At 35.4% G+C, this 26,880-nt stretch carries 21 protein-coding genes; 14 read left to right on the forward strand and 7 right to left on the reverse strand.

The genetic code is table 11. The features are described from left to right. Positions 1-56: 56 nt before the first annotated feature. Entirely contained in the window at positions 57-635 is a 579-nt protein-coding gene (locus tag GJU43_RS10840; RefSeq protein WP_154340781.1) for a non-canonical purine NTP diphosphatase, read from the reverse strand. Then, a complete protein-coding gene (locus tag GJU43_RS10845; RefSeq protein ID WP_370455585.1) occupies positions 607-1,011 on the reverse strand; it encodes a DUF2809 domain-containing protein in 405 nt (134 codons plus the stop codon). Before GJU43_RS10845 ends, GJU43_RS10840 begins: the two co-directional genes overlap by 29 nt. 139 nt (positions 1,012-1,150) lie before the next feature. Here GJU43_RS10845 and GJU43_RS10850 point away from each other — a divergent pair, with 139 nt between their 5' ends. The 3 genes from GJU43_RS10850 (at position 1,151) to GJU43_RS10860 (ending at position 3,438) form a co-directional block, all read left to right on the forward strand. After that, positions 1,151-2,347: a glycoside hydrolase family 88 protein gene (locus tag GJU43_RS10850; protein WP_229655040.1), complete on the forward strand. Its 1,197-nt coding sequence runs from the start codon at positions 1,151-1,153 to the stop codon at positions 2,345-2,347. 19 nt (positions 2,348-2,366) lie between these two features. Next, positions 2,367-2,771 carry a hypothetical protein gene (locus tag GJU43_RS10855; RefSeq protein WP_154340782.1) on the forward strand — a complete coding sequence of 135 codons (405 nt, stop codon included), beginning with the start codon at positions 2,367-2,369 and terminating at the stop codon, positions 2,769-2,771. 232 nt (positions 2,772-3,003) lie between these two features. Beyond that, complete coding sequence (locus GJU43_RS10860; protein WP_154340783.1) at positions 3,004-3,438, forward strand: hypothetical protein; 435 nt, start codon at positions 3,004-3,006, stop codon at positions 3,436-3,438. A gap of 56 nt (positions 3,439-3,494) precedes the next feature. On the opposite strand, the gene GJU43_RS10865 is transcribed toward GJU43_RS10860, so the two are convergent. Next, positions 3,495-5,006 (reverse strand): FMN-binding glutamate synthase family protein, encoded by a 1,512-nt coding sequence (locus tag GJU43_RS10865; RefSeq protein WP_154340784.1) that lies wholly within the window; start codon positions 5,004-5,006, stop codon positions 3,495-3,497. Between the two features lie 38 nt (positions 5,007-5,044). Further along, a complete protein-coding gene (locus GJU43_RS10870; protein ID WP_154340785.1) occupies positions 5,045-5,821 on the reverse strand; it encodes an NYN domain-containing protein in 777 nt (258 codons plus the stop codon). Between the two features lie 292 nt (positions 5,822-6,113). Between GJU43_RS10870 and GJU43_RS10875 the strand changes: the two genes are divergently transcribed. Both GJU43_RS10875 and GJU43_RS10880 read left to right on the forward strand, forming a co-directional pair. Then, complete coding sequence (locus tag GJU43_RS10875; RefSeq protein ID WP_154340786.1) at positions 6,114-7,376, forward strand: pyridoxal phosphate-dependent aminotransferase family protein; 1,263 nt, start codon at positions 6,114-6,116, stop codon at positions 7,374-7,376. A 116-nt stretch (positions 7,377-7,492) separates the two neighbouring features. After that, positions 7,493-7,969 carry a hypothetical protein gene (locus GJU43_RS10880; protein ID WP_154340787.1) on the forward strand — a complete coding sequence of 159 codons (477 nt, stop codon included), beginning with the start codon at positions 7,493-7,495 and terminating at the stop codon, positions 7,967-7,969. Positions 7,970-8,146: 177 nt separating this feature from the next. Here the strand turns inward: GJU43_RS10880 and GJU43_RS10885 are convergent, their stop codons facing one another. Continuing rightward, positions 8,147-9,265: a GNAT family N-acetyltransferase gene (locus GJU43_RS10885; RefSeq protein ID WP_154340788.1), complete on the reverse strand. Its 1,119-nt coding sequence runs from the start codon at positions 9,263-9,265 to the stop codon at positions 8,147-8,149. A gap of 47 nt (positions 9,266-9,312) precedes the next feature. Further along, positions 9,313-10,305 carry a transporter gene (locus GJU43_RS10890; RefSeq protein WP_154340789.1) on the reverse strand — a complete coding sequence of 331 codons (993 nt, stop codon included), beginning with the start codon at positions 10,303-10,305 and terminating at the stop codon, positions 9,313-9,315. Positions 10,306-10,430: 125 nt separating this feature from the next. On the opposite strand from GJU43_RS10890, the gene GJU43_RS10895 reads away from it, so the two are divergent. The 7 genes from GJU43_RS10895 (at position 10,431) to GJU43_RS10920 (ending at position 17,727) form a co-directional block, all read left to right on the forward strand. Then, positions 10,431-10,715: a DUF4834 family protein gene (locus tag GJU43_RS10895; protein WP_154340790.1), complete on the forward strand. Its 285-nt coding sequence runs from the start codon at positions 10,431-10,433 to the stop codon at positions 10,713-10,715. A 51-nt stretch (positions 10,716-10,766) separates the two neighbouring features. Next, positions 10,767-13,196, forward strand: coding sequence for a YfhO family protein (locus GJU43_RS10900; protein WP_154340791.1), 2,430 nt, complete (start codon positions 10,767-10,769; stop codon positions 13,194-13,196). A gap of 62 nt (positions 13,197-13,258) precedes the next feature. Next, a complete protein-coding gene (locus GJU43_RS22805) occupies positions 13,259-13,426 on the forward strand; it encodes a hypothetical protein (RefSeq protein WP_195760039.1) in 168 nt (55 codons plus the stop codon). Then, a complete protein-coding gene (locus GJU43_RS10905; protein WP_154340792.1) occupies positions 13,423-13,884 on the forward strand; it encodes a DUF6036 family nucleotidyltransferase in 462 nt (153 codons plus the stop codon). The genes GJU43_RS22805 and GJU43_RS10905 overlap by 4 nt, the downstream gene beginning before the upstream one ends. 47 nt (positions 13,885-13,931) lie before the next feature. Next, entirely contained in the window at positions 13,932-15,215 is a 1,284-nt protein-coding gene (locus tag GJU43_RS10910; protein ID WP_154340793.1) for a glycosyltransferase family 4 protein, read from the forward strand. A gap of 94 nt (positions 15,216-15,309) precedes the next feature. Beyond that, positions 15,310-16,779, forward strand: a complete 1,470-nt coding sequence (locus GJU43_RS10915; protein ID WP_154340794.1) for a lipopolysaccharide biosynthesis protein — start codon at positions 15,310-15,312, stop codon at positions 16,777-16,779. Between the two features lie 648 nt (positions 16,780-17,427). Continuing rightward, positions 17,428-17,727 (forward strand): hypothetical protein, encoded by a 300-nt coding sequence (locus GJU43_RS10920; RefSeq protein WP_154340795.1) that lies wholly within the window; start codon positions 17,428-17,430, stop codon positions 17,725-17,727. Between the two features lie 77 nt (positions 17,728-17,804). On the opposite strand, the gene uvrA is transcribed toward GJU43_RS10920, so the two are convergent. Continuing rightward, positions 17,805-20,600 carry an excinuclease ABC subunit UvrA gene (uvrA, locus tag GJU43_RS10925; RefSeq protein WP_154340796.1) on the reverse strand — a complete coding sequence of 932 codons (2,796 nt, stop codon included), beginning with the start codon at positions 20,598-20,600 and terminating at the stop codon, positions 17,805-17,807. Between the two features lie 196 nt (positions 20,601-20,796). Here uvrA and GJU43_RS10930 point away from each other — a divergent pair, with 196 nt between their 5' ends. After that, entirely contained in the window at positions 20,797-23,598 is a 2,802-nt protein-coding gene (locus GJU43_RS10930; protein WP_229655041.1) for a triple tyrosine motif-containing protein, read from the forward strand. 241 nt (positions 23,599-23,839) lie between these two features. Continuing rightward, on the forward strand, positions 23,840-26,878 hold the full coding sequence (locus GJU43_RS10935; RefSeq protein WP_154340797.1) for a TonB-dependent receptor: 3,039 nt from the start codon (positions 23,840-23,842) through the stop codon (positions 26,876-26,878). Positions 26,879-26,880 lie beyond the last annotated feature (2 nt).

Raw genomic sequence — 26,880 nt, forward strand, 5'->3', positions numbered from 1 at the left:
AAAAAATACGTCGTGAAATATAAAATTTAGAGTTTAAAATGTTGTATTTAAAACAATTATTTTGTGGGGTTCAGGAAATCAATCAGTTGCTGAGTTGCTTTTGCACGATGACTGATTTTATTTTTAATTTCAGAAGACAATTCGGCAAAAGTTTCCGTATAATTTTCAGGCTGAAAAATGGGATCGTATCCAAAACCGTGACTTCCGGTTTTGTTCAAAGTAATGTTTCCTTTGGCAATTCCGGTAAAAAGATGCTGAGCTCCATTTAAATTTAACGCAATAACGGTCTTGAACTGGGCGCTGCGGTCTGACTGGTCTGATAAAGCATTTAAAAGTTTATCCATATTATCATTAGCATCGCGCTGTTCTCCTGCATATCGTGCTGAATATACGCCAGGTTCACCGTTTAAAGCATTAACCTCCAGTCCGGTGTCATCGGCAAAACAATCGTAACCGTATTTTCGAGTTACATAATCGGCTTTCAGGATTGCATTTCCTTCAATTGTAGCGGCAGTTTCCGGAATATCTTCATAGCAGCCAATTTCTTCAAGGCTCATTATTTTGATGGTTTCAGGAAGAATGCTTTGTATTTCTTTAATTTTATTTTTATTGTTTGAGGCGAAAACCAGATTCATGATTATAATATTTTAAAGTAATTTTTTCGATTATAAAGGCAATGGCAATTCCAAAAGTATATGCTAAAAGATCACTCCATAAAAATCCCTGCCCCAGCACATATCTGCCAAAGAGGGTTTTTCGGATTGCGATAATCCGGCTGTCCTGACAGAGCTGAAAGAATTCAATACTATAACAGATTAGTAAAGAAATAAGTATAATCTGGATTGCTTTTTTATCCATGAATAGTATTCGCACCAGTACATATATCATGGCAGCGTACAACAAATCTCCAAAACATAACGGAATCAGTGTGGTCTTTCTGGAAAGAATTCCGAGTGCGATTACTAAAAAAAATACGAGACCGTAATAAATTCTTAATTTTTTAAATTGCACGTTGTAACGGATTTGTGAGTGTTTCAGCAAGCAAAGATATAAAAAGAGTACAAAATAGTACAATTTTGGTCCCTGCAAAAGATAAAAGGGCTATAGTTCTTTTCTAATTTTCTAAATTTAGCATTCAAAAAAGAATACTATGAATAGTAACCCGAAATTTGTTTATTTCCTGTCCGCTTTTCTGTTTTTTGTAATGATAAGTCAGGCACAGGAAAAAAAGGAAACAAAATCATTTGATATAAAAAAGCAATTGGAGTATTGTGCGCTGCAGGCTTCAAAGACATTGGAAGTGATTCCGGACAACGGCACTTTTCCGAGAAGTATTCCCACCGGAAGCAAAGAGTGGAAATTCGTAGATTATAGAGATTGGACAAGCGGTTTCTGGCCGGGAGAATTATGGTATTTATATGAAGCGACAGGAGATAAAAAATGGGAAAAAGAAGCAGATAAATTCAGTCGTTTTCTAACGCCTTTATCCGTAAGCAAAGCAAACGACCATGATTTAGGTTTTCAGATTTTTAACAGTTTCGGGAATGGTTATCGTCTTACTAAAAATCCGGCATACAAAGAGATTATACTCAAAACTGCCGATACGCTGGCAACTCTTTTCAATCCGAAAGTGGGAACCATTCTTTCGTGGCCGCATAATAAATACGGGGGTCATAATACGATCATCGATAATATGATGAATCTGGAATTGCTTTTTTGGGCTTCTAAAAATGGCGGCAGTAAAAAATTATACGACATTGCGGTAAAACATGCCGAAACTACAATGAAGAACCATTTCAGACCGGATTATACCTCGTATCATGTTTTGGTTTATGATTATGAAACAGGCAAAAAAATAAAAGGAATTACGGCACAAGGATATAGTGATGACAGTATGTGGGCGAGAGGCCAGGCGTGGGCCATTTATGGATTTACAATGGTGTACCGGGAAACCAAAGACCCGAAGTTTTTGGAGTTTGCCCATAAACTGGCCCGCGTATATTTAGATAAACTGACTACCGAAGATCTGATTCCATATTGGGATTTTAATGTTCCCGGAATTTCAAATGAACCCAAAGATGCTTCAGCAGCGGCTATCGTATCTTCGGCACTTATTGAATTGAGTACTTACACTAAAGATAAAATTCTTAAAAAAGAATATGCAACGAAGTCAAAAAAGATGATTGTTTCACTTTCAGAGCATTATCAGAGTCAGGATGTCAATTCGGCTTTTTTACTTCATTCAACCGGTCATAAACCGGCCGGAAGTGAAATCGACTGCTCGATCAATTATGCTGATTATTATTACCTCGAAGCGCTTTTAAGACTTCAAAAACTGAAAAAATAAAAACAAAAACTTTTAAATTATGATTAAAAAATTAATCCAGATCCCATTACTTGTTCTTGTACTATTAACGATGGTAAGTTGTAAAAACACCAAACAAAAACTTCAGGAATATGTGACAACTTACAATAGCACGGCAGCAAGTTTTAAAGCAGATGATGTTACACTTACTACCGCAAGAGGTTATATAAATGATAACAAAATTGAATTGCGATTTGAAACCAACTTAGAACACAAAGAAGCAAATCAATTAAAAGCAAATACCTCATTTCCTAAGTTATTGAAGGAAATGATGCAGAAAAACCAAATTCCTAAAGAACTGGTAGCAGAAGGAGTTCAGTTTGATGCTTATTTTTTGGCTGATGACAATACCGTTTTTGTTAAAGAAGTAATTAATAAAGAATCCTTGCCTGGTTTTCTAAAATAATTTCAATAGTATAAAGGCCATTCCAAGTGTTTTGAGAGTGGCTTTTTTTTGGTTTTACGGGATGGATGTAACCGAATAATTTCTTTTGATTTTGTGGTGTATGTTTTGTTTTATTTCGTGTAATGAATTTGTAGTCAAATGATTACATGTTTTATTTTTGCAGGCTGAAGTTGTTTTTGTTTAAAAAGTTCATTATGTTTGAGTTAAAAAATAACCTAAAACATAAATATTTATGAAAAAAATTACTCAAATCGCATTTGCTTTTATTGTGATGCTGCTATTGATAAGCTGTAAAAATACCAAGCAAAAAATACAGGAGCATGTAAATACCTACAATAATTCTTCTTCAATCACAGGCCGTGGCATTACCGGCACAACCGCTAAGGCATTTCTAAATGACAATAAAATTGAAATTAGAATTGAAACCAATTTAGAAGAAAACGATACCAATAGATTGACGTACAAAGAGTCATTTCCTGATTTGCTGAAAGAAATGGTCAAAAACGATCAGATTTCCAAAGCGTTAATTGATGAAGGAGTAAAGTTTGATGTTTACTTCTTAGCCTATAATAATGCCATTCTTGCCCAGCAAATAGTGGATAAGGAAGAATTGGCAGTTTTGGAAAATGCAGGTGACTCTAAAGAAAAGGTAACTGCAAAATTGTAATTTTGAATGCTGAATTAGTTAAAAAGCCCCTTTGGATTATTCAAAGAGGCTTTTTTTTATCGTTTGGTAACATTTGTTAAAATATCCGGAAAATAAGAATCGGATAAATGACTAAATTCATCACCACGCATGAAGATATTAATGTCTACATCGGCGAAGCTCTTCTTGCCGGCTGCTGCGAGAAGTTCGTTAGCAGAATGCAGTGTGTTTTTATGAAAATGATATACCCGGTCTGACTTGTCGGTAACAACCAGACCTTTCATCAGCATTTTATTTTGAGTGGCCACTCCGGTCGGACATTCATTATTATGGCAACGCAGTGCCTGAATACAGCCCAGTGAAAACATAAAACCACGGGCGCTATTACACATATCTGCCCCTAAAGCGACAGCATGTAAAATAGAATAGCCGGAAAGTATTTTTCCACTGCCGATAATACGTATTTTATCGCGAATGTTTAAGGAGATCAGGGTTTTGTTTACGAAGATCAAAGCAGGTTCAAAAGGCATTCCCACACCATCGGCAAATTCTAAGGGCGCTGCTCCCGTGCCACCTTCGGCACCATCAACGGTAATGAAATCCGGGTAAGTATCTTCAGCAATCATTTCATTACAAATGGCCTCGAACTCAGCAGTGTTTCCAATACATAATTTAAATCCGATTGGTTTGCCATTGGATAACTGACGTAATTGTGCAATAAAACGAATCAGTCCTTTAATGTCTGAAAAAGCATGATGCCCGGGAGGAGAAAGAATCATTGTATGCGGTTCAACCCCTCTGATTTTAGCAATTTGTTCCGTGTTTTTTGCCGCTGGGAGTACACCACCGTGCCCTGGCTTTGCGCCTTGTGAAAGTTTAATTTCGATCATTTTAACGTTCGGAAGATTGGCTTTTTCCGAGAATTTCTCAGGGCTAAAATTGCCTTCAGCATCCCGGCATCCGAAATATCCCGTACCAATTTGCCAGGTTATATCGCCACCACCCGCAAGATGAAATTCAGTTAAACCACCTTCTCCGGTATTTTGATAAAAATTTCCTTTTTTGGCACCTAAATTAATGGCACGAACGGCATTTTCACTCAGCGAGCCAAAACTCATCGCCGAAACATTAAACAGAGAAGCTGAATAAGGTTGTTTGCAATCTTTTCCACCCACTAAAACACGCGGTAATTCTTCATTAACTTTCGCCGGAAAAATAGAATGTTTAATTCCTTCGTAACTATCATGATTTAAGTTTTGTTGTGTTCCGAATGGTGTACTGGAATCGATGTTTTTTGCTCTCTGATACACCATGGAGCGCTGGTTTCTCGAAAAAGGTTTTCCATCAGTGGATCTTTCAATGAAATATTGCTGAATTTCAGGAGCAATCATTTCAAACAGATATCGAAAATAGCCCAAAACAGGAAAGTTTCTTAAAATGGCGTGTTTGGTCTGAATGGTATTATAAATTCCAACAATCAGTAATATCGGTAAAATAATTACGAGTAAAAAACCGCGTCCTGTATAATAATAGACTGCAGCAACAACCAGAAACAATAAGAATCCGTAGAGGAAGAATTTTTTTCTCATGTTTTAAAAAAAAATTAAATAAGTAATAAATGTGGTAATTAGTTGAATCTTAAACGAACGTAAACGTGTTTAATGCCTTTTTTATCTGATTCCCTTTCGTCAATTTCAAGAATATCAGTTAGTGATTTCAACATGGGTGTTAGTTTGGAGAAACCATAGTTTCTGGGGTCAAATTCGGGTTTTTTCTTTACGATTAAATTTCCGACATCACCTAAAAATGCCCAGCCATCATCGTCTTCGATATCTTCAATGGTGGCTTCAATAAGTTCAATGGTTTGTTTGTCGATTTTGTGTAAGGCTTTTTCGGCAGGTTTTTCAATAGGTTTTTTAATGTCTGTTGTAACTTTTATTTTCTTTTTCTGAATGGCACCGTCTAAAACTTCAATATAAATAAAACGGTCGCAGGCCACAATAAACGAGTTGGGTGTTTTCTTTTCTCCGATACCTATTACTTTCATTCCGGATTCTCTTAAACGAATGGCCAGCCGGGTAAAATCGCTGTCACTGGAAACAATGCAAAAACCATCCAGTTTTCCTGAGTAGAGTAAATCCATAGCGTCAATTATAAGTGCGGAATCGGAAGAGTTTTTACCAACCGTGTAGCTGTATTGCTGAATAGGTGTAATGGCATGTTCCAGCAGGACGCCTTTCCATCCGTTAGAATTTGGTTTCGTCCAGTCTGCATAAATACGCTTGGTGGTTGGTGTGCCAAATTTGGTTATTTCTTCCATCATACCTTTGACATTACTGTACGGTACGTTATCGGCATCAATAAGAACGGCTAGTTTTAAATCTTTTGAGGTGCTTAAAGCCATTATATAAAGGTGTTATGATTTATGATATTTCTTTTTTAAAAAAGCATTTAAAATTAGTAAAAAATAAACAATTACGACTCTTTAAGCAGAATTTATAACAGGTATAAATTAGGTTTTGGTCTAAACCGGATGTTATTTTTGTAAGGTTTTTATCTTTATTAATGTTATTTTTTTGGAAAACTTTAACTAATAGTGGTTTTGAATTCGATTCATTTTAAATTATTATGATAACATGGAATAAATATTTATTTTTGCACGCTGTTTAAAATTAAAATTATTACATCATTATATTATGGTAAAAGATTTATTCGAAAGAATTCAAAACAATAAAGGGCCATTAGGAAAATGGGCTTCACAAGCTGAAGGGTATTTTGTATTCCCTAAATTAGAAGGAGAACTTGGTCCTAGAATGCAATTTGGTGGAAAGAATATTTTAAATTGGAGTTTGAATGACTATTTAGGTCTGGCTAATCATCCAGAAGTACGTCAGGCAGATATAGATGCTGCTGTTGAGTTTGGAGCAGCGTACCCAATGGGTGCCCGTATGATGTCAGGTCATACTAAATATCACGAGCAACTGGAAAATGAACTGGCTGCTTTCGTAATGAAAGAATCCGCTTATTTACTGAATTTCGGTTACCAGGGAATGGTATCTACTATTGATGCTTTGGTAACCAAAAATGATATCATTGTTTATGATGTAGATTCTCATGCCTGTATTATTGATGGTGTACGTTTACATATGGGAAAACGTTTTACTTACAAGCACAATGATCTGGAGAGTATGGAGAAAAACCTACAGCGTGCGACTAAAATGGCTACTGAAACTGGTGGTGGAATCTTATTTATTACTGAAGGTGTTTTTGGAATGCGAGGACAACAGGGTAAATTAAAAGAAATCGTTGCTTTAAAAGAAAAATATAATTTCCGTTTGCTGGTAGATGATGCACATGGTTTTGGTACACTTGGTAAAACAGGAGCCGGAGCAGGTGAGGAGCAGGGAGTTCAGGACGGAATTGATGTTTATTTCTCCACTTTTGCAAAATCAATGGCTAACATCGGAGCTTTTATAGCGGCAGATAAAGATATTATTGATTATTTGAAATACAATTTACGTTCTCAGATGTTTGCGAAAGCATTGCCAATGATTCAGACCATTGGTTCTTTGAAACGTTTGGAATTGTTGCGTAATCACCCGGAACTAAAAGATAAACTTTGGGAAAATGTAAATGCATTGCAAAGTGGTTTACGTTCAAGAAACTTCAATATTGGCGATACCAATACTTGTGTAACTCCGGTATACTTAGAAGGAAGTGTTCCTGAAGCAATGGTGATGGTGAATGATTTAAGAGAAAACTACGGTATTTTCTTATCGATCGTAATCTATCCTGTAATTCCAAAAGGAATCATTTTGTTGAGAATGATCCCGACCACTTCACACACTTTGTCTGATATCGATGAGACGTTAGTAGCTTTTGAAGCGATTCGTGAGAAATTAGAAAACGGAACCTATAAAGAAATTGCAAGCAGAACTAAAGTTGATTTAGACGCTTAATTTCAAAAGAATAAATTTCCTTAGTGGGAATTATGTAAAAAAATCCATTCTGATAGAGAATGGATTTTTTTTTATTTTCAAGTAAATTTATCTTAAAATTACTAAAACCAAATATTATGAAAAAACTACTCGTATTGACGATAATTACTTTAGCTTGTTTTACTGCCTGTAAAAAAGCACCTGAACCAGTAGAAATAGCGCCTGCCCCGCCGAAAGAAGCAGAAATTGCGGAACCTTCTGGGGATCAGTGTTATGTTTCGACTGCAAATAACAGTACTATTGAATTAAGTTTTAATGTGAACTCACATCAGGAAGTTAATGGAAAACTGAATTATGCTTTATATGGCAAGGATAAAAATGAAGGAACTATTATAGGGAATATGAAAGGAGATACGCTCATCGCAGATTATACCTTTATGTCAGAAGGAGTTTCGTCTGTGAGAGAAGTTGCTTTTCTTCAAAGAGAAAATACTTTTATTGAAGGTTTCGGAGATATCGTGAACACTAATAATAAAGTAACTTTTAAGGATAAAACGAAATTAAAGTTTGATCCGAAAGTGGTACTCTCAAAAGTGGATTGTAAAGTAGAGTAATCCTTAGAATATAAAAAAAAGCTCCATTCGTATAAACGAATGGAGCTTTTTTTTTGCAGTCTCAGTCTCAGTCTCAGTCTCAGTCTCAGTCTCAGTCTCAGTCTCAGTCTCAGTCTCAGTCTCAGTCTCAGTCTCAGTTTACGTTACTGTTAACTGAGACTGAGACTGAATACTTTTTTACAGGTTTTTTAAATATGTTTTTCTCCTGCAGTGAATTTTGGGATCAAAATTTTTCCACAGTAAATGAATGGCGGTGTTATCGGCCAACTCCGGTGTTCTGATACAATTCTGAATTCCCTTTTCTGAAAAAGTTTTAAAATATTCATCAAAAATAATGGCAGTAACACCTTTATTTTGGTAATCCGGATGAACTCCGATTAAGTAAAATACAACATCTTTACTCTTTTTTCTTGCGCGTAAAAGATGGATAAATCCAAATGGAAATAATTTTCCTTTTGCTTTCTGCAAAGCTTCGGAAAAGCTAGGCATTACAATACTAAAGGCTATCAGATTGTCATCTTTATCTACCACAAACTTAATGTATTCGGGATTGATGAAACTGATGTATTTCTTTTTGAAATATTCTTTCTGAACGTCTGAAATAGCGACAAACGAAGCGAGTTTTGCATACGATTCATTAAACAAATCAAACATTTTGTCCACATGGGGCATAATGTCTTTGGTTTTGGTGAATGTTAGCGATCGTAAACCGTATCTTTTTTTGATTAATTCCTGCGCTTTGAGGAAAAATTCAGGTTTTACATTCGAGAACGGAAATATACTTTCGATATATTCTTTTTCAGCCTGAAAGCCCAATTGCTCAAAATGAGTGACATAATACGGGTTATTGTACCACGTAATCATGGTTCCCATCTGATCATATCCTTCGGTAAGAACGCCCACTTTATCAAGGTTCGAAAAACCCATTGGTCCTTCTACATGTTCCAGATTGTTTTGTCTTCCTAATTCGTATACTTTCTCCAGCAAAGCTTTTGTCACTTCAATATCATCAATCACATCGAACCATCCGAAACGGACTTTCCTTTTATGCTGGTTGTTAACTTCAGACCAATTGATGATTGCCGTTATTCTGCCGACAATTTCATTGTTTTTGTAGGCCAGATAAAAATACGCTTCCGCATTATCAAAAGCAGGATTTTTGGTTTTATCAAATGACTCTAATTCATCAGCAATTATGGGGGGAACCCAATATGGATTGTTTTTGTATAATGAAAACGGAAATTTGATATATGCTGTTAATTCTTTTTTTGTTTTGGCTTCTTTAATTGTAATCATTAAATCGTCTTATAAAATATCTCCCGTAGAGATTTGGTTATTTATTTCTATTCGTACTTAGATTTACGTTTTCTTTCCTGTTCCTGAAAATCGGTTTCCTTTTTGTTTTTGGTACCTTTTGGATCTTTAGGGTCTTTTTTCTTGTCTTTTCTGGATTGTTTCTTGAACTCCATTTGGGCTTCCTTGTACTTGGTGTCATAACGCCATGACACACCAACTCCTCCATATAATATCGATGGCGTGCCTTTAAAGTTAGTACTTACGGAAGCATCAACCTGTAAATTGGGATTAATGAGGTAAGCAGCTCCGCCACGAACAATGGCATCACTGTAAAAATCACTTTTATACCCCTGGTTTTCAACAAAACCGGACCATTTATCATTGAAACCGTGCGTTAAAGTTAAAACATAACCATAACTGGGATAGTCTGTGGAAATATAATCGGCAATAATATTAGTCACAAAAACCCATTTTCCGCCTCCAAATTGATTTTGAGTGATCAAGGCTATTTTAGGCGAAATGCTGGACTCCGGAGAAAAAGAGTAAGGGTTGTTTTTACCGACAAAATTAGCTCCTGCAAAAACAGAAACTGCCGGTATTAACTGATGCCAGTCAAACCTGTGATTGGCTTTGTAACTGTAAATGTTTTTTGTCTTTTCGTAGTTTTTAAAAGGGTCATAAATTAAATACTTAGCTCCTAAAACGGTTTGCCTGAAATTATTTTTTTTGTAGTTGTTGTATGGCGTATCAAAACTTTCCATCTGATATTGTAAATCGAGAATGAATTCCAGTTTTTCAAGAAAGGCACCATATCTGAATGTTAAATCTGTACCAAATCCATTTGCATCATAATTTAATAAATCATGCTTTTCTTTTATGCCGTAAATCCCAATTTCTGCCTGGATAACAGATTTTCCGACCGCAAAAGCCGACATTGTTTCACCAGGACGGTTGGAGTTGATGACATCGGTATATTGTGCGAAAAAGAATTGTGGTGTAAAAAAAAGAGCGGAAATAAATAAGTTTTTAGCTTTTAACATAAACGTAATTTTTGATTAAAAAGTAATAACGCATTTCAAATGTACTATATTTTATTATTTATTTAAGATTGATATTTTAATTTTAAACAACGGATTTATTAATTTTGAAAAAAAATTATACAATTATGCAAGAAGCATCTTTTTCAGGTTTAATAAAAGCTATTTGTTACATCGTGGCTTTTTATTATATTTTTAAATTTTTAGCTAGAATCTTTTTGCCGGTATTGGTAAAAAAAGCTGTAGAAAAAGCAGGAGAGAATTTTCAGAGACAACAACAATATAGCCAGGATACTTCATGGCAAAAAACGCAACGCAATAATGATGAGATCATTATCAATACGGCGAATGCAAAAAATCCCCGTGAAACCAAAAAAGTGGGAGATTATGTTGATTACGAAGAAATAGATTAAGTTTGTGTCCTAAATAAAATAGGATTCATCATTTAACCAAACCTGCCTAAATTGAAAATAGTAAATAAGTTCTATCCGCACGCCCTTGTTGTATTGGGTTTTATTCTCGTTTCTTTAATTTATTTTTACCCGGTTTTACAAGGGAAACAAATTTTCCAGTCCGATATTGCGCAATATACGGGAATGGCTAAAGAGCAAAATGATTTTAGAGCCACAGAACACGCTGAGCCGTACTGGACGAACTCTGCTTTTGGCGGAATGCCGACTTATCAGCTTGGAGCCAATTATCCAAACGATTATGTTGGCAAATTAGACGATGCATTGCGTTTCTTACCACGTCCTGCAGATTATTTATTTTTATACTTCTTAGGTTTTTACGGATTGTTGTTAGTTTTAAAAACAGATCCTCTAAAAGCTTTTATCGGAGCAATTGCTTTCGGTTTTTCTACTTATTTAATTATTATTTTAGGCGTTGGCCATAATGCTAAAGCACATGCTATTGCGTATATGCCTTTGGTGATTGCGGGATTTATACTGGTTTTTCAGAAAAAATACATTTGGGGAGGTTTGCTCACCATGTTTGCGGTGGCACTGGAAATTAATGCGAACCACTTTCAAATGACCTATTATTTGTTGATCTTCCTGTTGATTCTTTCCGGCTATTTTGCTTTTAACTTCCTTAAAGAAAAAGAGTACAAGCCACTTTTAATTTCGTTTGGTGTTCTGGCAGCAGCGGGAATTTTTGCTATTGGAGCTAATGCTACTAATTTACTGGCAACAAGCGAATATGCTAAATTCAGCACACGAAGTAATAGTGAACTGACCTTTAATCCTGACGGAACTAAAAAAGTCAATGAGAATGCGCTAAGCCATGAATACATCACGGAGTACAGCTACGGAATTGCAGAAAGCCTCAATTTGATTGCACCACGGCTTTTTGGTGGTTCTAACCACGAAAATGTAGGAACCGATAGTCGTATGTATTCTTTTATGACGGAGCAGGGAGTTCCATCTGAACAGGCGCAAGATTTCGTATCCGGAATGCCTACATATTGGGGTGATCAGCCTATTGTTGCAGCTCCAGCCTATATTGGAGTAGTGGTTTTCTTTTTAGGCGTTTTAGCGTTATTTATTGATGACAGAAAAATAAAATATGTTTTCCTTTCAGGGGCATTGGTGGCATTAGTGCTGTCATGGGGAAAAAATTTCTCCTTATTAACTGACTTTTTTATCGATTACGTTCCGATGTACGATAAGTTCAGGGCAGTCTCTTCAATTCAGGTTATTCTTGAATTGTGCTTTCCGGTACTTGCGGTTATGGGATTACAATCGTTTTTTAAAGCCAAAGACGAACCTAAACTACAGCAGAAAGCGCTGGTTCAGACCGGAGCTTTCGGACTTGGAGTTTTACTGATTTTAGTTTTTGCAAAAAGTATGTTTCATTTTACAGGAAGCAGCGATGGTTATTTCCTGGAAAGTTACGGACCAGGTTTTGTTGATGCGCTAAAAGAGGACCGAATGAGTTTGTATTCTGCTGATTTATTACGTTCAGGTTTCTTTATCGTGGTTACTTTCGGAATTTTATGGTTGTTTATTAAAAATAAATTTTCACAAAATACGACTTTAATCATCGTAGGTCTTTTGATGATTTTTGATTTGTTTTTTGTCGATAAAAAATATGTTTCCGCTAAAGATTTCGTGAGTCCGGTACAAATTGCTGCGCCTTTTCAGGAAACACCTTCTGATGCTCAGATTTTAAAAGATACCACACATTACAGGGTTTTTGAAGTCAATGGAAATATGTCCAGCGCCCGTGCTTCTTACTTTCATCATTCCTTAGGTGGTTATCATGCGGCAAAACCAAGAAGAATACAGCAATTGTTTGATTACCAAATCGCCAAAAACAATATGGAAGTTCTGGATATGCTGAATGTGAAATATATTATCCAGATGGATAAAGAAGGCAAAGAATTTCCGACCGTTAATCCTAATACGAATGGGAATGCATGGTTTGTAAGCAACGTAAGACTTGTAAACAAACCGGACGATGTCATGAAAGCTTTAGATCACCTTGATACTAAGAAAGTTGCCGTTTTTAATGTTCGTGAGCATGAAGGTAAATTTAGAAGTGCCCGTTTAAAGAAACAATGGGATACCACCGGAACAATTAAAGTGGTAGAATACAAACCTAATTATATCAAATATCAGTCGGATAACGGAAAAGACGGTTTGGCTGTTTTCTCTGAAATGTACTATAAAAACGGCTGGAATGCTTATATTGATGGTAAATTAACCGATCATTTCCCTGTAGATTATGTGCTACGAGCAATGGAAATTCCCGGAGGAAAACACACTATTGAGTTTAAATTCGAACCACAGGTGGTAAAAACAGGAAGTACAATCACACTGATAAGTACGATAGGAATGTTGTTGTTACTGATTGGCGGGGTTTATTTTGAAATGAAAAAGAAGAAAGAATAGAAACTTTAATTTACTGACAAATTCATTTAGTATCTTTGCAGATGTATTTTAAAGACTGAACAATGAAAAAAAACGTGTTAAGTTTTGGTACTCCAAAAGAGTTGGAAGCTAAAAGAACAGCTGAAATAAAATCTCTTTCTTATTTGGAAAGATTAGAGCGATTAATGGCAATTATTGAAGTTTCTTATACTTTAAAAATGGCTACAGTAATTCAATCTAAGAAACGATGAATGAGCAAATAGTTGCTATATGGAATAGTTTTTTCGAAAATAAAGTTAAATATATAACTATTGGTGGGTTTGCAGTAAACATATATGGATACAATAGAAACACTGGAGATATTGATATTTATTTAGAAGATACCTTTGAAAATCGCGTTAATTTAAGAAAGGCGTTAAAGTCAATTAATTTAGGAGATTTTGAAACTATAGAAACTATGCAATTCATTCCTGGCTGGACTGATTTCAGTTTAAATTATGGTCTTAGACTGGATGTTATGACTACAGTAAAAGGTCTGGAAGACAAATCTTTTTCTTCATTATTAGAAGATGCTACAATTGTAATGATAGGCGAAACTCCCGTTTATTTTATTGATTATGATAATTTAATTATTGCTAAAAAAGCAGCCAATAGGCCTAAGGATATTTTAGACATTGAGGAATTAGGTAAGGTAAATAATAATAGATAAAAAAAACATACAATTTGCAAGAGCAGGCTTCTCAGAAATTAAATAAGTTGGAACAAAAAAAACTCTTAATCATTACCTACTATTTTCCACCTGCCGGAGGTCCTGGTGTGCAGCGTTGGTTAAAATTTGTAAAATATTTGCCTGAATTTAATGTTCAGCCTATAATATATGTTCCGGAAAACCCCACTTATCCTATAGTAGACGAGGGGTTGGTAAGTGAAGTTTCGGATCAGGTAATTGTCCTGAAAAATAAAATCTGGGAACCTTATCAACTGGCTTCTGTTTTTTCTAAAAATAAAACAAAGAAAATCAGTTCAGGAATTTTTCCTCAAAAGAAAAAACAGACCTTTTTAGACAAAACCTTCCTTTGGGTTCGTGGCAATCTTTTTATTCCGGATGCGAGAGTTTTTTGGGTAAAGCCTTCGGTTGTTTATCTGGAAAAATATATCAAAGATAATAATATAGATACCATTGTAACCTCGGGACCACCGCATAGTCTGCATTTAATTGGTTTGGAATTAAAACAAAAACTAAACGTAAAATGGCTGGCAGATTTTCGTGATCCGTGGACCACAATCGGATATCATAAAGCACTGCGCTTATCTTCTTACGCGGCTAAAAAACATAAAAAACTAGAATATAAAGTACTTAATTCGGCCGATACCGTAATTGTTACGAGTAAAACGACCAAAACAGAGTTTGAGGCCATTACCAGCAAACCAATTACGGTGATTACCAATGGTTATGATATCGAAAATGTAGAAAAACAGACTTTAGATACCAAGTTCACGCTGGCGCATATCGGTTCTTTTTTATCCGATAGAAATCCTGAATTTTTATGGGAATCATTGGTAGAATTACTGTATGAAATTCCGGATTTTAAATCTCACTTAGAAATTAAGTTAATCGGCGCCGTAAGTCAGGAAGTTCTCGATGCTATTGATCAGCATAAACTCAGGGATTATTTGAATCTTTTGGGCTATGTTTCACATCGTGAGGCCATTGCGCATCAGAAGAAGTCACAGGTCTTATTGCTAATCGAAATCAATTCGGAAGATACCAGGAGTATTATTCCCGGAAAATTGTTTGAATATATGGTATCAAATCGTCCAATAATTGCGATCGGCCCGCAAGGTTCTGATTTTGCAGCTATTGTAAAAGAAACAAATACGGGCGTATTTTTTGATTATTCTGAAAAAGAGAAGTTAAAAAGTGTAATTTTGGATTTTTATAATCAATTTCTGGAAGGAAAATTACAAGCGAATGGTGTTGGTTTACAGCAATATTCAAGAAAAAATCTGACTGGGCAATTAGTACAGTTGATTCGTTAAATAACAATTTCAAAAGACCATAATAATTTCAAAAATCACAGGCGGTTAGAAAATCAAAACCTAAACGCTGCAATATAAATTCTGCAATCAAAATATGGGTATTGTCTTAAATCAGTCTTTCAAAAACACCATTATTACTTATATAGGCTTCGCTATTGGAGCGATCAATACACTTTATTTGTATCCGGTTTTTTTAGGAGCTACCTATTATGCCTTAACGAATTATATTCTTTCTGCTGCAAATGTTATTATGCCCTTGTTTGCGATCGGAATGCAAAATACATTAGTTAAGTTTTACTCACAATACAAAACGGAAGCAGAAAGAGAACAATTTCTCTCGTTTACGGCATTGTTTCCTATCCTGATGTGTATTCCGTTGGGAATTGTTGGTTTGTTCTTCTTTGATGATATTACAGCTTTTGTTTCTAAGGAAAATCCTGTTGTAAAAGAATTTATGTACCTGATTCCGTTTATCGGAATCTGTATGGCGTATTTTGAGATTTTTTATGCCTGGGCGAGGGTGCATATGCATTCTGTCTTTGGCAATTTTATTAAGGAAGTCGGGCTAAGGTTATTTTCTACTTTTGCATTGGTTGGTTTGTATTTTAAATGGATTACACTTATTCAGTTTGTATATGTAACGGCGGTTATTTATTTCGTAGCCTTTATCGTGACAATGTTTTATGCTTTCTATGTCAAAAAACCGAATTTTCAAATCAATATCCCTAAGAATGTAAAAGATGTAATGGAGTATACGTTCTTTATTATTTTATCGGGGAGTGTAGCCAATTTACTTTTAGACGGAGACAAACTTATGCTGAATCAGTATATGAAAATTGAGAACATTGCGTATTATTCGGTCGCGACTTACATCGCGCTGGTTATTTCGGTTCCAAGCCGTGCCATGCACCAGATTGTATATCCTATTACGGCAAAATTAATGCATGAAAACAAACACGACGAATTAAATTCATTATATAAAAAAACATCCATAAACCTGCAGTTTGTGGGTGGATTTGTAATGCTTTGTATTTTTGTCAATATCAACCAATTATATGAATTGGTGCCGAAAGAGTACAGCGGAGGAATCCCGGTAGTATTTATGATTGGAATATCCAAGTATTTCGATTTGATTTTAGGGAATAATAATGCTATTATTTTTAATACTAAATATTACCGTATGGTTTTGTATTTAGGATTATTGTTGGTGTTTTTAACGTTTGTTCTAAACATGATTTTTATTCCAATTTCGGGTATTTTAGGTTCGGCCTTTGCTACTTTATTGTCTATTACCTTATACAGCCTGGCTAAATTGCAGTTTGTGGTTAAGAAGCTTCATTTGTATCCTTTTACCAGGCAAACCATACACTCTGTTTTGATCACATTTGCTTTATTCCTGCTATTTTATTTCTGGGAATTTCCTTTTTATCAGCTGATCAGCATCGCATTGAAATCTGTTTTGGTAACTATTCTTTATGTTTATCTGAATTATAAATTTAATATCTCTCCGGAGATTAATCAGGTAATCAGAGGTCTTTCAAAAAGAATGGGAATTAAAATTTAAAAGACTTTGTAAAAAAAACGTAAGAAAACTTGAATCCTTTGGTTTTTTACTAGTTGTCAGGTTTGATTATTGGTTACAATGTACTTCTGAAAAGAAATCTATAAGAGATTGACTGAAACGATCCTAAGACAGATCGGAACAGAATGAACCTGTTTTTTCAACTAAAAAGCAGTTTATATGGTTTTTATGTATGTTGTCAAATAAATATCATAAGAAAATAGCTTATAATATTTGTTGAGGGCTTATTTTCCGTTTACATCAAAATATTCAGAATTTATTTCCTACCGCAGAATTACAGATTATGTCCCACATTATAGTGGGTTAAAGGATGTAACCACAACAACAATTCCTGTAAATCATTTAAAAACTGGTTGTGTAGCGACGGTTTTAATATCAGAATAAAAGCTAAGTTGTTGATATTCTTTATAAATGCGTAAAATTTAACATTTTTTTTTTTTGTTATTTGATTAATAAAAATTAAATTTATGTAAGAATTTGATATTACTATTCAGATCTAATAGAAAATATCTTAAAATATGCAATAAAAGTAATTTTATGTTGTTTGCTTATTATGGAGACCCCTATCCATATCAGAAGAAAAAATTAACATTTATACACTACTATTTGGATTAATTTAATCTGCCAATTATGAAAAAGAATAAACTTAGTAAGGAACAGAGCTTTCAGATATTTTCCAGTATGATATCAAAGAAAGTGCGTAATGGTTTTACGTTAGAAGAGCGAAACGATGAATTTCTTTTTGCGGTTCTCTCAAGGGGGGGGAAAGTAGTCAATCACGGTTTGAATTTTATTATTTTTTGTCTGACTTTAGGATTATGGTCATTTGCATGGCTGTATCTTACCATAGAGGCCTCAAAGCAGAAAAAAATATTAGTTGCAATTGATGAAGATGGATTACCTTTTGAAGAAAGGTGTTTAGTAGCTTAATACAAGCTAGTAAGAAATAAAGCGGCCAGAAATAATAGGATTTCTGGCCGCTTTATTTTTTTTATGAGAATGAGAAGTTACAATTTGTCTTTCAGATAAACACCCGTAACGGATTCTTTTACTTTCACAATATCTTCCGGAGTTCCTACAGCTAATAAATGCCCTCCGTTTTCTCCTCCTTCAGGCCCTAAATCAATAATCCAGTCGGCACATTTTATAAGATCAAGATTGTGTTCAATCACGATTATAGAATGGCCTTTTTCTATTAAGGCATCAAACGAAGCGAGCAGCTTTTTAATATCGTGAAAGTGTAAACCAGTTGTAGGTTCATCAAATACAAACAAGGCTTTGTCTTTGGTGGCTCCTTTGACTAAAAAGGAGGCCAGTTTAATACGTTGTGCCTCACCTCCCGACAGCGTAGAAGAGGATTGTCCTAACTGCACATATCCTAATCCTACATCCTGTAGAGGTTGTAGTTTTTGTGTAATCTTTGCCTGTTTATTTTTTTCGAAAAAAGCAATGGCATCATCAATAGTCATGGTTAGAATATCATTGATGTTTTTGTCATCAAAAGTGATTTCTAAAACTTCTTTTTTAAAGCGTTTGCCTCCGCAGGTTTCACAAGGTAACTGCACGTCGGCCATAAAGACCATTTCGACGTTTATGGAGCCTTCTCCTTTACAGGTTTCGCAACGGCCTCCGTCAACATTAAAAGAAAAATGTTTGGCCTGATAGCCTCTTATTTTAGATAATTTTTCTTTGGCATACAAATCACGAATATCATCATACGCCTTGATATAAGTAACGGGATTTGATCTCGAACTTCTTCCAATTGGATTCTGATCTACGTATTCGATGTGTTTAATCTGAGAAAAAGAGCCTTTTATTTCGCTAAACTGACCTGCTTTTTCTGCAGCGTTTTCAAGCTTTTTCTGCATGGCAGGAAAAAGTATCTTTTTGATGAGCGTACTTTTTCCGCTTCCTGAAACTCCTGTAATTACAGTTAAGACATCCAGAGGAAAAGTAACATTGATATTTTTCAGGTTGTTTTCCCTCGCGCCAATAATTTCAATATGATTTTTGAACTTTCTTCTCTTTTTGGGTACGGTTATTTCTAGATCGCCATTTAAATATTGGGCTGTTAAAGAGTCCGATTTTAGTATTTCATCATAAGTACCCTGAGCTACAAGATGTCCTCCATAAGTACCAGCTTCCGGACCGATATCGATAATCATATCAGCAGCTTTCATGATATCTTCGTCGTGTTCTACGACAATAACGGTATTGCCTAAATCACGAAGCGAAAGCAGCACTTTTATCAATCGTTCAGAATCTTTGGGGTGAAGTCCGATACTTGGCTCATCTAAAATATACATAGATCCTACCAGGCTGCTTCCCAGAGAGGTCGCCAGGTTGATTCGTTGTGATTCTCCTCCCGAAAGTGTGGCAGAGTTTCTGTTTAAGGTAAGATAATCCAGACCCACTTCTGTCAAAAACGACAGACGATTATTGATTTCGATCATTAAACGTTTTGCAATTTGCTGCTCGTAAACGTTTAACTCAATATTTTGAAAAAAGGTAACCAGGTTTTTGATCGGTAAATCGACTAAGTCGGAAACTGTTTTGCCATTTATTTTTACATAAGATGCTTCAACCCGTAAACGTTTTCCGCGACAGGCATGGCATTTTGTTTTCCCACGGTAACGGGACAACATCACGCGATTCTGAATCTTGTAATTTTTTTCTTCCAGTTCCCTAAAGAAATCATTAAGGCCCTGAAAATACTGGTTTCCTTTCCAGAGCACCTCTTTTTGTTCTTCAGATAATTCAAAAAAAGGCTTGTGAATCGGGAAATCAAATTTGTAAGCATGTTTGACCAGCTCATCTTTGTACCAGCTCATACTGTCGCCTCTCCACGGATAAATAGCACTTTCGAATACAGAAAGCGAAGTATTCGGCACAACCAGGTCAGCATCAATGCCGATGATGTTTCCGTAACCTTCGCAAACCGGACAGGCACCGTAGGGATTGTTAAAACTAAATAAGTGAACATTAGGCTCTAAAAACGTAATGCCATCCAATTCAAAATTATTAGAATACGAAAAACGTTTTTCTGCGTTTAATTCCTGTAAATAACAAATTCCTTTTCCTTCAAAAAAAGCGGTTTGTACAGCATCTGCGAGACGGTTATAAAATTCTTCCTCTTCTTTGACCACGATTCGGTCTATAATAAGCAGGATATCTTTATTGTCTAACTGATGAAGATCTGCTGTTGTAAATTCGTCAAGACGAATCATTTCGTTATTGACTAAAATACGGGCAAAACCTTGTTGTAAAAGGACCTTTAGTTTGTCTTCAAGCTGTCTGCCTTCTTCCAGGTGAATAGGTGCCAGCAAAAGCCATTTACTGTCTAATTCTAATGTTTTTACATCAGAAACGACATCAGAAACCGTATTCTTTTTAACTTCCTGACCGGAAATCGGGGAATACGTTCGCCCAATTCGGGCAAACAAAAGTTTCATATAATCGTAGATCTCAGTCGAAGTTCCTACTGTAGATCTTGCGTTGGTCGTGTTTACTTTTTGCTCGATTGCAATTGCCGGAGCGATTCCTTTGATATATTCTACTTTGGGTTTGTCTAAACGCCCCAAAAACTGACGTGCGTATGAAGACAGGCTCTCCACGTAACGACGCTGCCCTTCAGCATATAAAGTATCAAATGCCAGACTCGATTTTCCGGATCCGGAAAGCCCTGTAATGACAACAAGTTTGTTTCTGGGAATCGCTACATCTACATTTTTTAAGTTATGTACTTGTGCTCCTTTAATGATAATATTATGTTTCGGGTCGAGTGTAGAAAGGTCAATTTGCATAAAAAAAGTCAATTTCTACAAAAGTAATCAATTTTGAATTGAGTTTGGTTAAAGCTATTGTTCCAAATTTTAACTAATTGTTCTAAAATTGCCATGTTTTTGGCATTGTTCTTTTTTTTACTAAAAATTGGTTATTTCAATATAAAATAAGTTATTTTAGAACTGTTTTTATACTAAATTAATACTATTGCTAAACTTGAAAACTAAATTTTCTATACTTTGCTTTTTAATCAATGTATTCCTGTTTTCTCAGGAACTTCCACCCATTGTAAAATACCCGTCAACGGTTTACGGGGCCGGGAACCAAAGCTGGATGATCTCGCAAGATGAACAGAATTACCTCTATTTTGCCAATAACGAAGGCCTTCTCGAATATAACGGGAACAATTGGAAATTATATCCCACTCCCAATGAAACCATCATGCGTTCCGTGAAAGTAATCGATACTAAGATTTACACGGGTTGTTACATGAATTTTGGCTACTGGACGAGGCAGGCAAACGGTAAACTGAAATATACCTCGCTAAGCGATACCATCAAAGCTCAGATTCTTGATGACGAACAGTTCTGGAACATTTTAAAATACGATCAATGGATTTTGTTTCAGTCCTTAAGCAGAATTTATATTTATGATACCAAAACGAAAAGCTTTAAAATTATTTCCCCTAAAAACGGTGTTATAAAATCGTTTAGTACTAAAACCTCTATTTATTACCAGACCATAAATGAAGGTCTTTTTGAAATAGAAGCCGGAAAAGGAAAGCTGATTTCCGATCATCCTGCTTTAAAGAAATATACAATTGTCAATGTCTTTGCCCTTGATGACGGTTTGCTGATTCAAACCCAGCTGGATGGGTTTTATAAACTTTCGGGAACCACTTTAACGCCCTTTCGAACCGCTGTTGATACGGAATTAAAATCGAGTTTTGTATACAGCAGCCAGCGTCTTCAGGATGGCAGTTATGCGCTGGGCACTGTTTCTAACGGTGTTTTTATTTTATCAAATGAAGGCCGGTTAAAGTATCATATTTCACAAAGTAAAGGCCTGAGCAACAACACAGCTTTGTCTTTGTTTGAAGATAAAGACCAGAACGTTTGGGTTGGCCTGGACAACGGAATCAATTGCATTAATCTCCAGACCCCTGTGCATAGTTTTACTGATGATACAGGAGTCTTAGGAACCGTCTATGCTTCGATCGAATACAACGGAATATTGTACGTTGGAACGAATCAGGGCTTATTTTGCAGAAAATACCAGAGCAATGAAGCTTTTCAGTTTATAAGCGGAACAAAAGGTCAGGTGTGGTCGTTGTTTGTTTACGATCAGACACTTTTTTGCGGACATGATTCGGGAACTTTTAGTATTGACCGTACCACAGCAAAAAGTATTTTTTCGGGTTCCGGCACCTGGAAATTCGAACGGGTACCTAATGCTGAAAATCAATTGTTACAGGGGAATTATTATGGAATTTCGGTTTTGGAAAAAACAGGAGATGAATGGAAGTTTAAAAACAAAATAAAAGGCTTTGATTATTCGTCGCGTTATTTCGAAATCACTAATGATCTTGAAGTGTATGTAAGCCATGAATACAAAGGGATTTTCAGGCTAAAACTGGATAAGGGTCTTTTAAAAACCAGTGGATTCTATGCGTATTCATCTCCAAAAAAAGGAAAAAATGCAAGTCTTACCAAATTCAATAATTCGATTTATTACGCCTGTAAGGAGGGAATTTTTAAATTAAATTCAAATTCAAAGCAATTTGAAAAAGATGCCTTGCTAAGTTCCATTTTCGAGAAAGACGAATATACATCGGGTAAATTAATTGTAGATGATTCGAACCGGATCTGGCTTTTTTCTAAAAACTACATTCATTATTTCTCTGCCAGCAAACTGAGTAACCAGTTAAAACAAAATATCATTCCGATTCCGTCTTCCTTAACCAATTCGATGCTGGGTTTTGAGAATATCAGGCAAATTTCAAAATCGACATATTTAATAGGAACTACCGATGGATATTATATGCTGAACATTGATGATTTAAGTTTTAAAAACTATAATGTTTCTATTTCCGAAATTTCAATCAATAAGCAAAACCAAACCTTAAATGATGTTGCTCTAAATAAAGAAGGAAGTTTTAAATCGACAGAAAATAATATCACTTTAAACTACACCGTTCCGGAGTATAATAAATATATCAATACCGAATATCAGTATCTTTTAGAAGGGTTTCAAAATGACTGGAGTGAATGGAGCACGAAATCTTCGGTTAATTTTAAAAATTTGTCACCGGGGAAATACACTTTCAAAGTAAGAGCGAAATATGCGAATACCATTTTACAAAATACCGCAGTCTATACGTTTGTGATTTTAAAACCATGGTACCTGACGAATCTGGCCTGTTTTATTTATTTTCTGCTGATCCTTGTTCTTGCGCATTTTATTAACAAGTCATACCGTAATTTCTATCAGAAACAGCGAGAGAAATTAATTGAAGAAAATAATCTTTTATTGGAAATAAAAGAGCTCGAAAACGAACAACAGCTCATGAAACTGCGAAACGAACAATTGTCCCAGGATGTGGACAATAAAAACAGGGAGCTGGCCGTTTCGACGATGAGTCTGAACAGTAAAAATGAGCTGCTGGCCTTTATTAAAGAAGATTTAAAGAAAACGACTCAGGATGACAACAAAAATATCAAGTCGGTAATCAGAACCATCAACGATAATATCACGGAGGAGGATTCCTGGAAAATCTTTAAAGAAGCTTTTGACAGCGCCGACAAGGATTTCTTAAAACGAATCAAACAAATCCACCCTTTACTAACTCCTAATGATTTGCGCCTTTGTGCGTATTTAAGGCTGAATCTTTCTTCTAAAGAGATAGCGCCTTTATTTAATATTTCGGTCCGAAGTGTTGAGATAAAAAGATATCGTTTGCGTAAAAAAATGGATTTGCAGCACGAAATCGGTTTAGTAGAGTATATTCTGGCTGTATAGTACCGTAAAAATTACTTAAAAAAAACTATACATTACCACAACATTGTCTATTTGTTGTGATTTTTACACTTATTTGTTAAAGAAATTAACATTCTGGATTTTCGCTTAAATAAGGCTTTCTTTTGCGATATGTTGAATTATAGTGATATTTTTTTATGATGTATGTTTTTTGTTGAGGTTAAATTTAACGTATTCTTAACTGGATGCGGTAAATTTAGATTTCAATAAAAACTAACTAATTATGAAATCTAAATTATTACTAATGGTACTATTACTGTTTACATCTTTTGCATTTTCGCAAACGTATGATGTATCAGGAACAGTACTCGATGGCTCAGGTTTAGCACTGCCTGGCGTAAACGTAAAAGTTAAAAGCACGTCTCAAAGTACAACCACAGACTTTGACGGATCTTTTAAGTTATCAGGTGTTCAAAACGGAACTGTTATTGTTTTAAGTTACATTGGTTTCCGAACACAGGAAGTTGTGGTTTCAGGTAACAAAATCACGGTAAAAATGACCGACGATACCCGATCACTAGAAGAGGTTGTCGTGATCGGTTATGGTAGCCAAAAGAAGAGAGAGGTTACCGGTGCAGTATCTGTATTAGACAGTAAAACGCTTGATGTACTGAAACCAGCAAGAATCGAGCAGGCTTTACAGGGAACTCTTTCAGGTGTAAATGTTACAACACAATCGGGGGCGCCGGGAGCTCCGTTAGATATTCGTATTCGTGGTATAGCCACAAATGGAGAAAACAGGCCGACAACAATTATTGACGGTTATGTTGGTGATTTAGGGCTCCTTAACCCAAATGATATTGAAACGATTACCGTTTTAAAAGATGCTCAGGCAGCGATTTACGGTACAATTGGAGCCAACGGAATCATTTTGGTTACTACTAAAATGGGTAAAAAGAATTCTAAAACCAGAGTTTCTTTCAATAGTTACTCAGGGTTTCAGGAAACCTCCAGAAAATTACCAACTCTGAATGCTACAGAATATGCCCTTTTATTAAATGAAAGTTACGCCAATGGCGGAAGAGCGCTTCCTTATCCAAATGCAAGCGGATTAGGAAAAGGAACAGACTGGCAGGATGAAGTTTTCAAAAAAGGAGTTCCAATTATCAGCAACGACTTAACAATTTCAGGAGGTTCAGAAAAAATGGCATATTCTGTAAGTGGTTCGCATTTAGATCAGGAAGGAATTGTTGGAGGAGATAAATCAGGTTTTTTAAGAAATACGGCCAGAATTGGATTTAGCGCTGATTTAAGTGATAAATTCAAATTGAAAACAAACGTTATTTACACTTATTTTACAAGAAATACATTAAATGAAAACGGACTGGGTTCTGTTTTATTTAATGCACTAAATGTCCCTGCCACACTGAAACCGTATGATGCAAAAGGTGATTTTGCATTAGTACCAAGTACAACAGGATTAGGAACAGAAATTATAAATCCGTTAGCGCAAATTGCAAATACATACAACGATTATAATTATAAAAAACTAAACGGAAATTTTGGTTTGGATTATAAAATTTTCAAAGGATTTACGTTATCAAGTTCAATTGGTTTCAATACTTCTAACAGCGAATCAAAAACATTTGCCAAGCAAATTAGTTATGGCGGAAAAGTTTTTGATGTGCAAAGAAGCTCCGTAACGCACGGTGCTGTAAATGATAATAATTATTCATTTGACCTTTTTGGAACTTATACAGCGAAGATTGCTGATAATCATAATGTGGTAGGAACTGTCGGAACAACTATTTTTAAAGAATGGGGTAATGGACTTTATGCAACTGGTTTTGATGTTCCGAACAATTCGTGGGATTTCGCAGATATTTCCTTAACTAAAGGACTGTCAGAAACATTAAACAACAGCTCCTACGTATATGACCAAAGAAGACTTTCTTATTTCGGAAGATTACAATACGACTACAAAGGAAAATATTTATTGTCAGCAATGATCAGACGTGATTCGTCTACTAAATTCGGACCGGGAAATAAAGTAGGTTACTTTCCTTCGTTTACCGGAGGTTGGGTAGTATCTGACGAAGAATTTTTTGGACAGCCTAAATTCTTAAATTTCTTAAAATTAAGAGCCAGTTACGGAACTTTAGGAAACGATCAAATTCCAAATTACGGTTATATTGGGCTCTTAACAGGTGAAGCAACTTATGTATTTGATGGTGCTATCGTAAACGGTACAGCAACAGGACAAGTACCAAATCCTAATTTAAAATGGGAAGAAGCAAGAAAATTTGATGTTGGTTTAGACATGAAATTAGTAAACGATAAAATCAATATAGTAGCAGATTATTTTATTGATACCAGAAAAGATTTGCTGATTCCTAATATTCCCGTTTCAGGGATCAATGGTACAGGTGCGCCAGGAGCAAGCTCTCCAACACTAAACGCAGGTACAGTAAGAAATTCGGGATTTGAATTCGCAATTGATTATAAAGAAAAATTATCAGATGCTTTTACAGTTAGCGTAGGATACAATGTAACATTTCTTAAAAATGAAGTACTGGAAGTAAACAACGGAACAGGTTTTATTGAAGGAGGCTCATTTGGAGTAGGACAGCCGGCACCATCACGTATGGAGATCGGAAAACCAATAGGCTATTTTTACGGATATAAAACAGACGGAATTTTCCAGAATCAGGCAGAAGTAAACGCGCATCCGTCACAAATTGCTTTAGGAGCAAACGCGGCACCCGGAGATATTCGTTATGTAGATGTAAACGGTGATGGTGTAATTGATACTAAAGACAGAACTAATATCGGAGACCCAATTCCGGAAGCTACGATGGGGTTCAATGTGCAGTTGAATTATAAAAATGTAGATTTTGCGATATTTACATTTGCGTCAGTTGGAAACGATATGGTACGTAATTACGAAAGAACACTTTCTGATGCGAATCGTTTAAATTATGTTCTAGACAGATGGACAGGCGAAGGATCAACCAATTCAACACCAAGAGTAACAACTGGAGCAACTGCAAACAATGTATTCTCTGATTATTTTATTGAAGATGCTTCCTATATCAGAATTCAAAATGTACAGTTAGGATATACATTAAATCCGAATGTATCGCAAAAAGCGGGAATTTCTAAATTAAGACTTTATGCCGGAGTAAATAATCTGTACACCTTTACAAAATATAAAGGGTTTGATCCGGGTGCTTCAAACGGAGCTCCAATTGGAGGAGGAATTGATTACGGATTCTATCCTATCCCAAGAACTTATTTATTGGGACTAAACATTAATTTTTAATT

The organism is Flavobacterium sp. LC2016-23, assembly GCF_009674775.1.
GTDB lineage: Bacteria > Bacteroidota > Bacteroidia > Flavobacteriales > Flavobacteriaceae > Flavobacterium.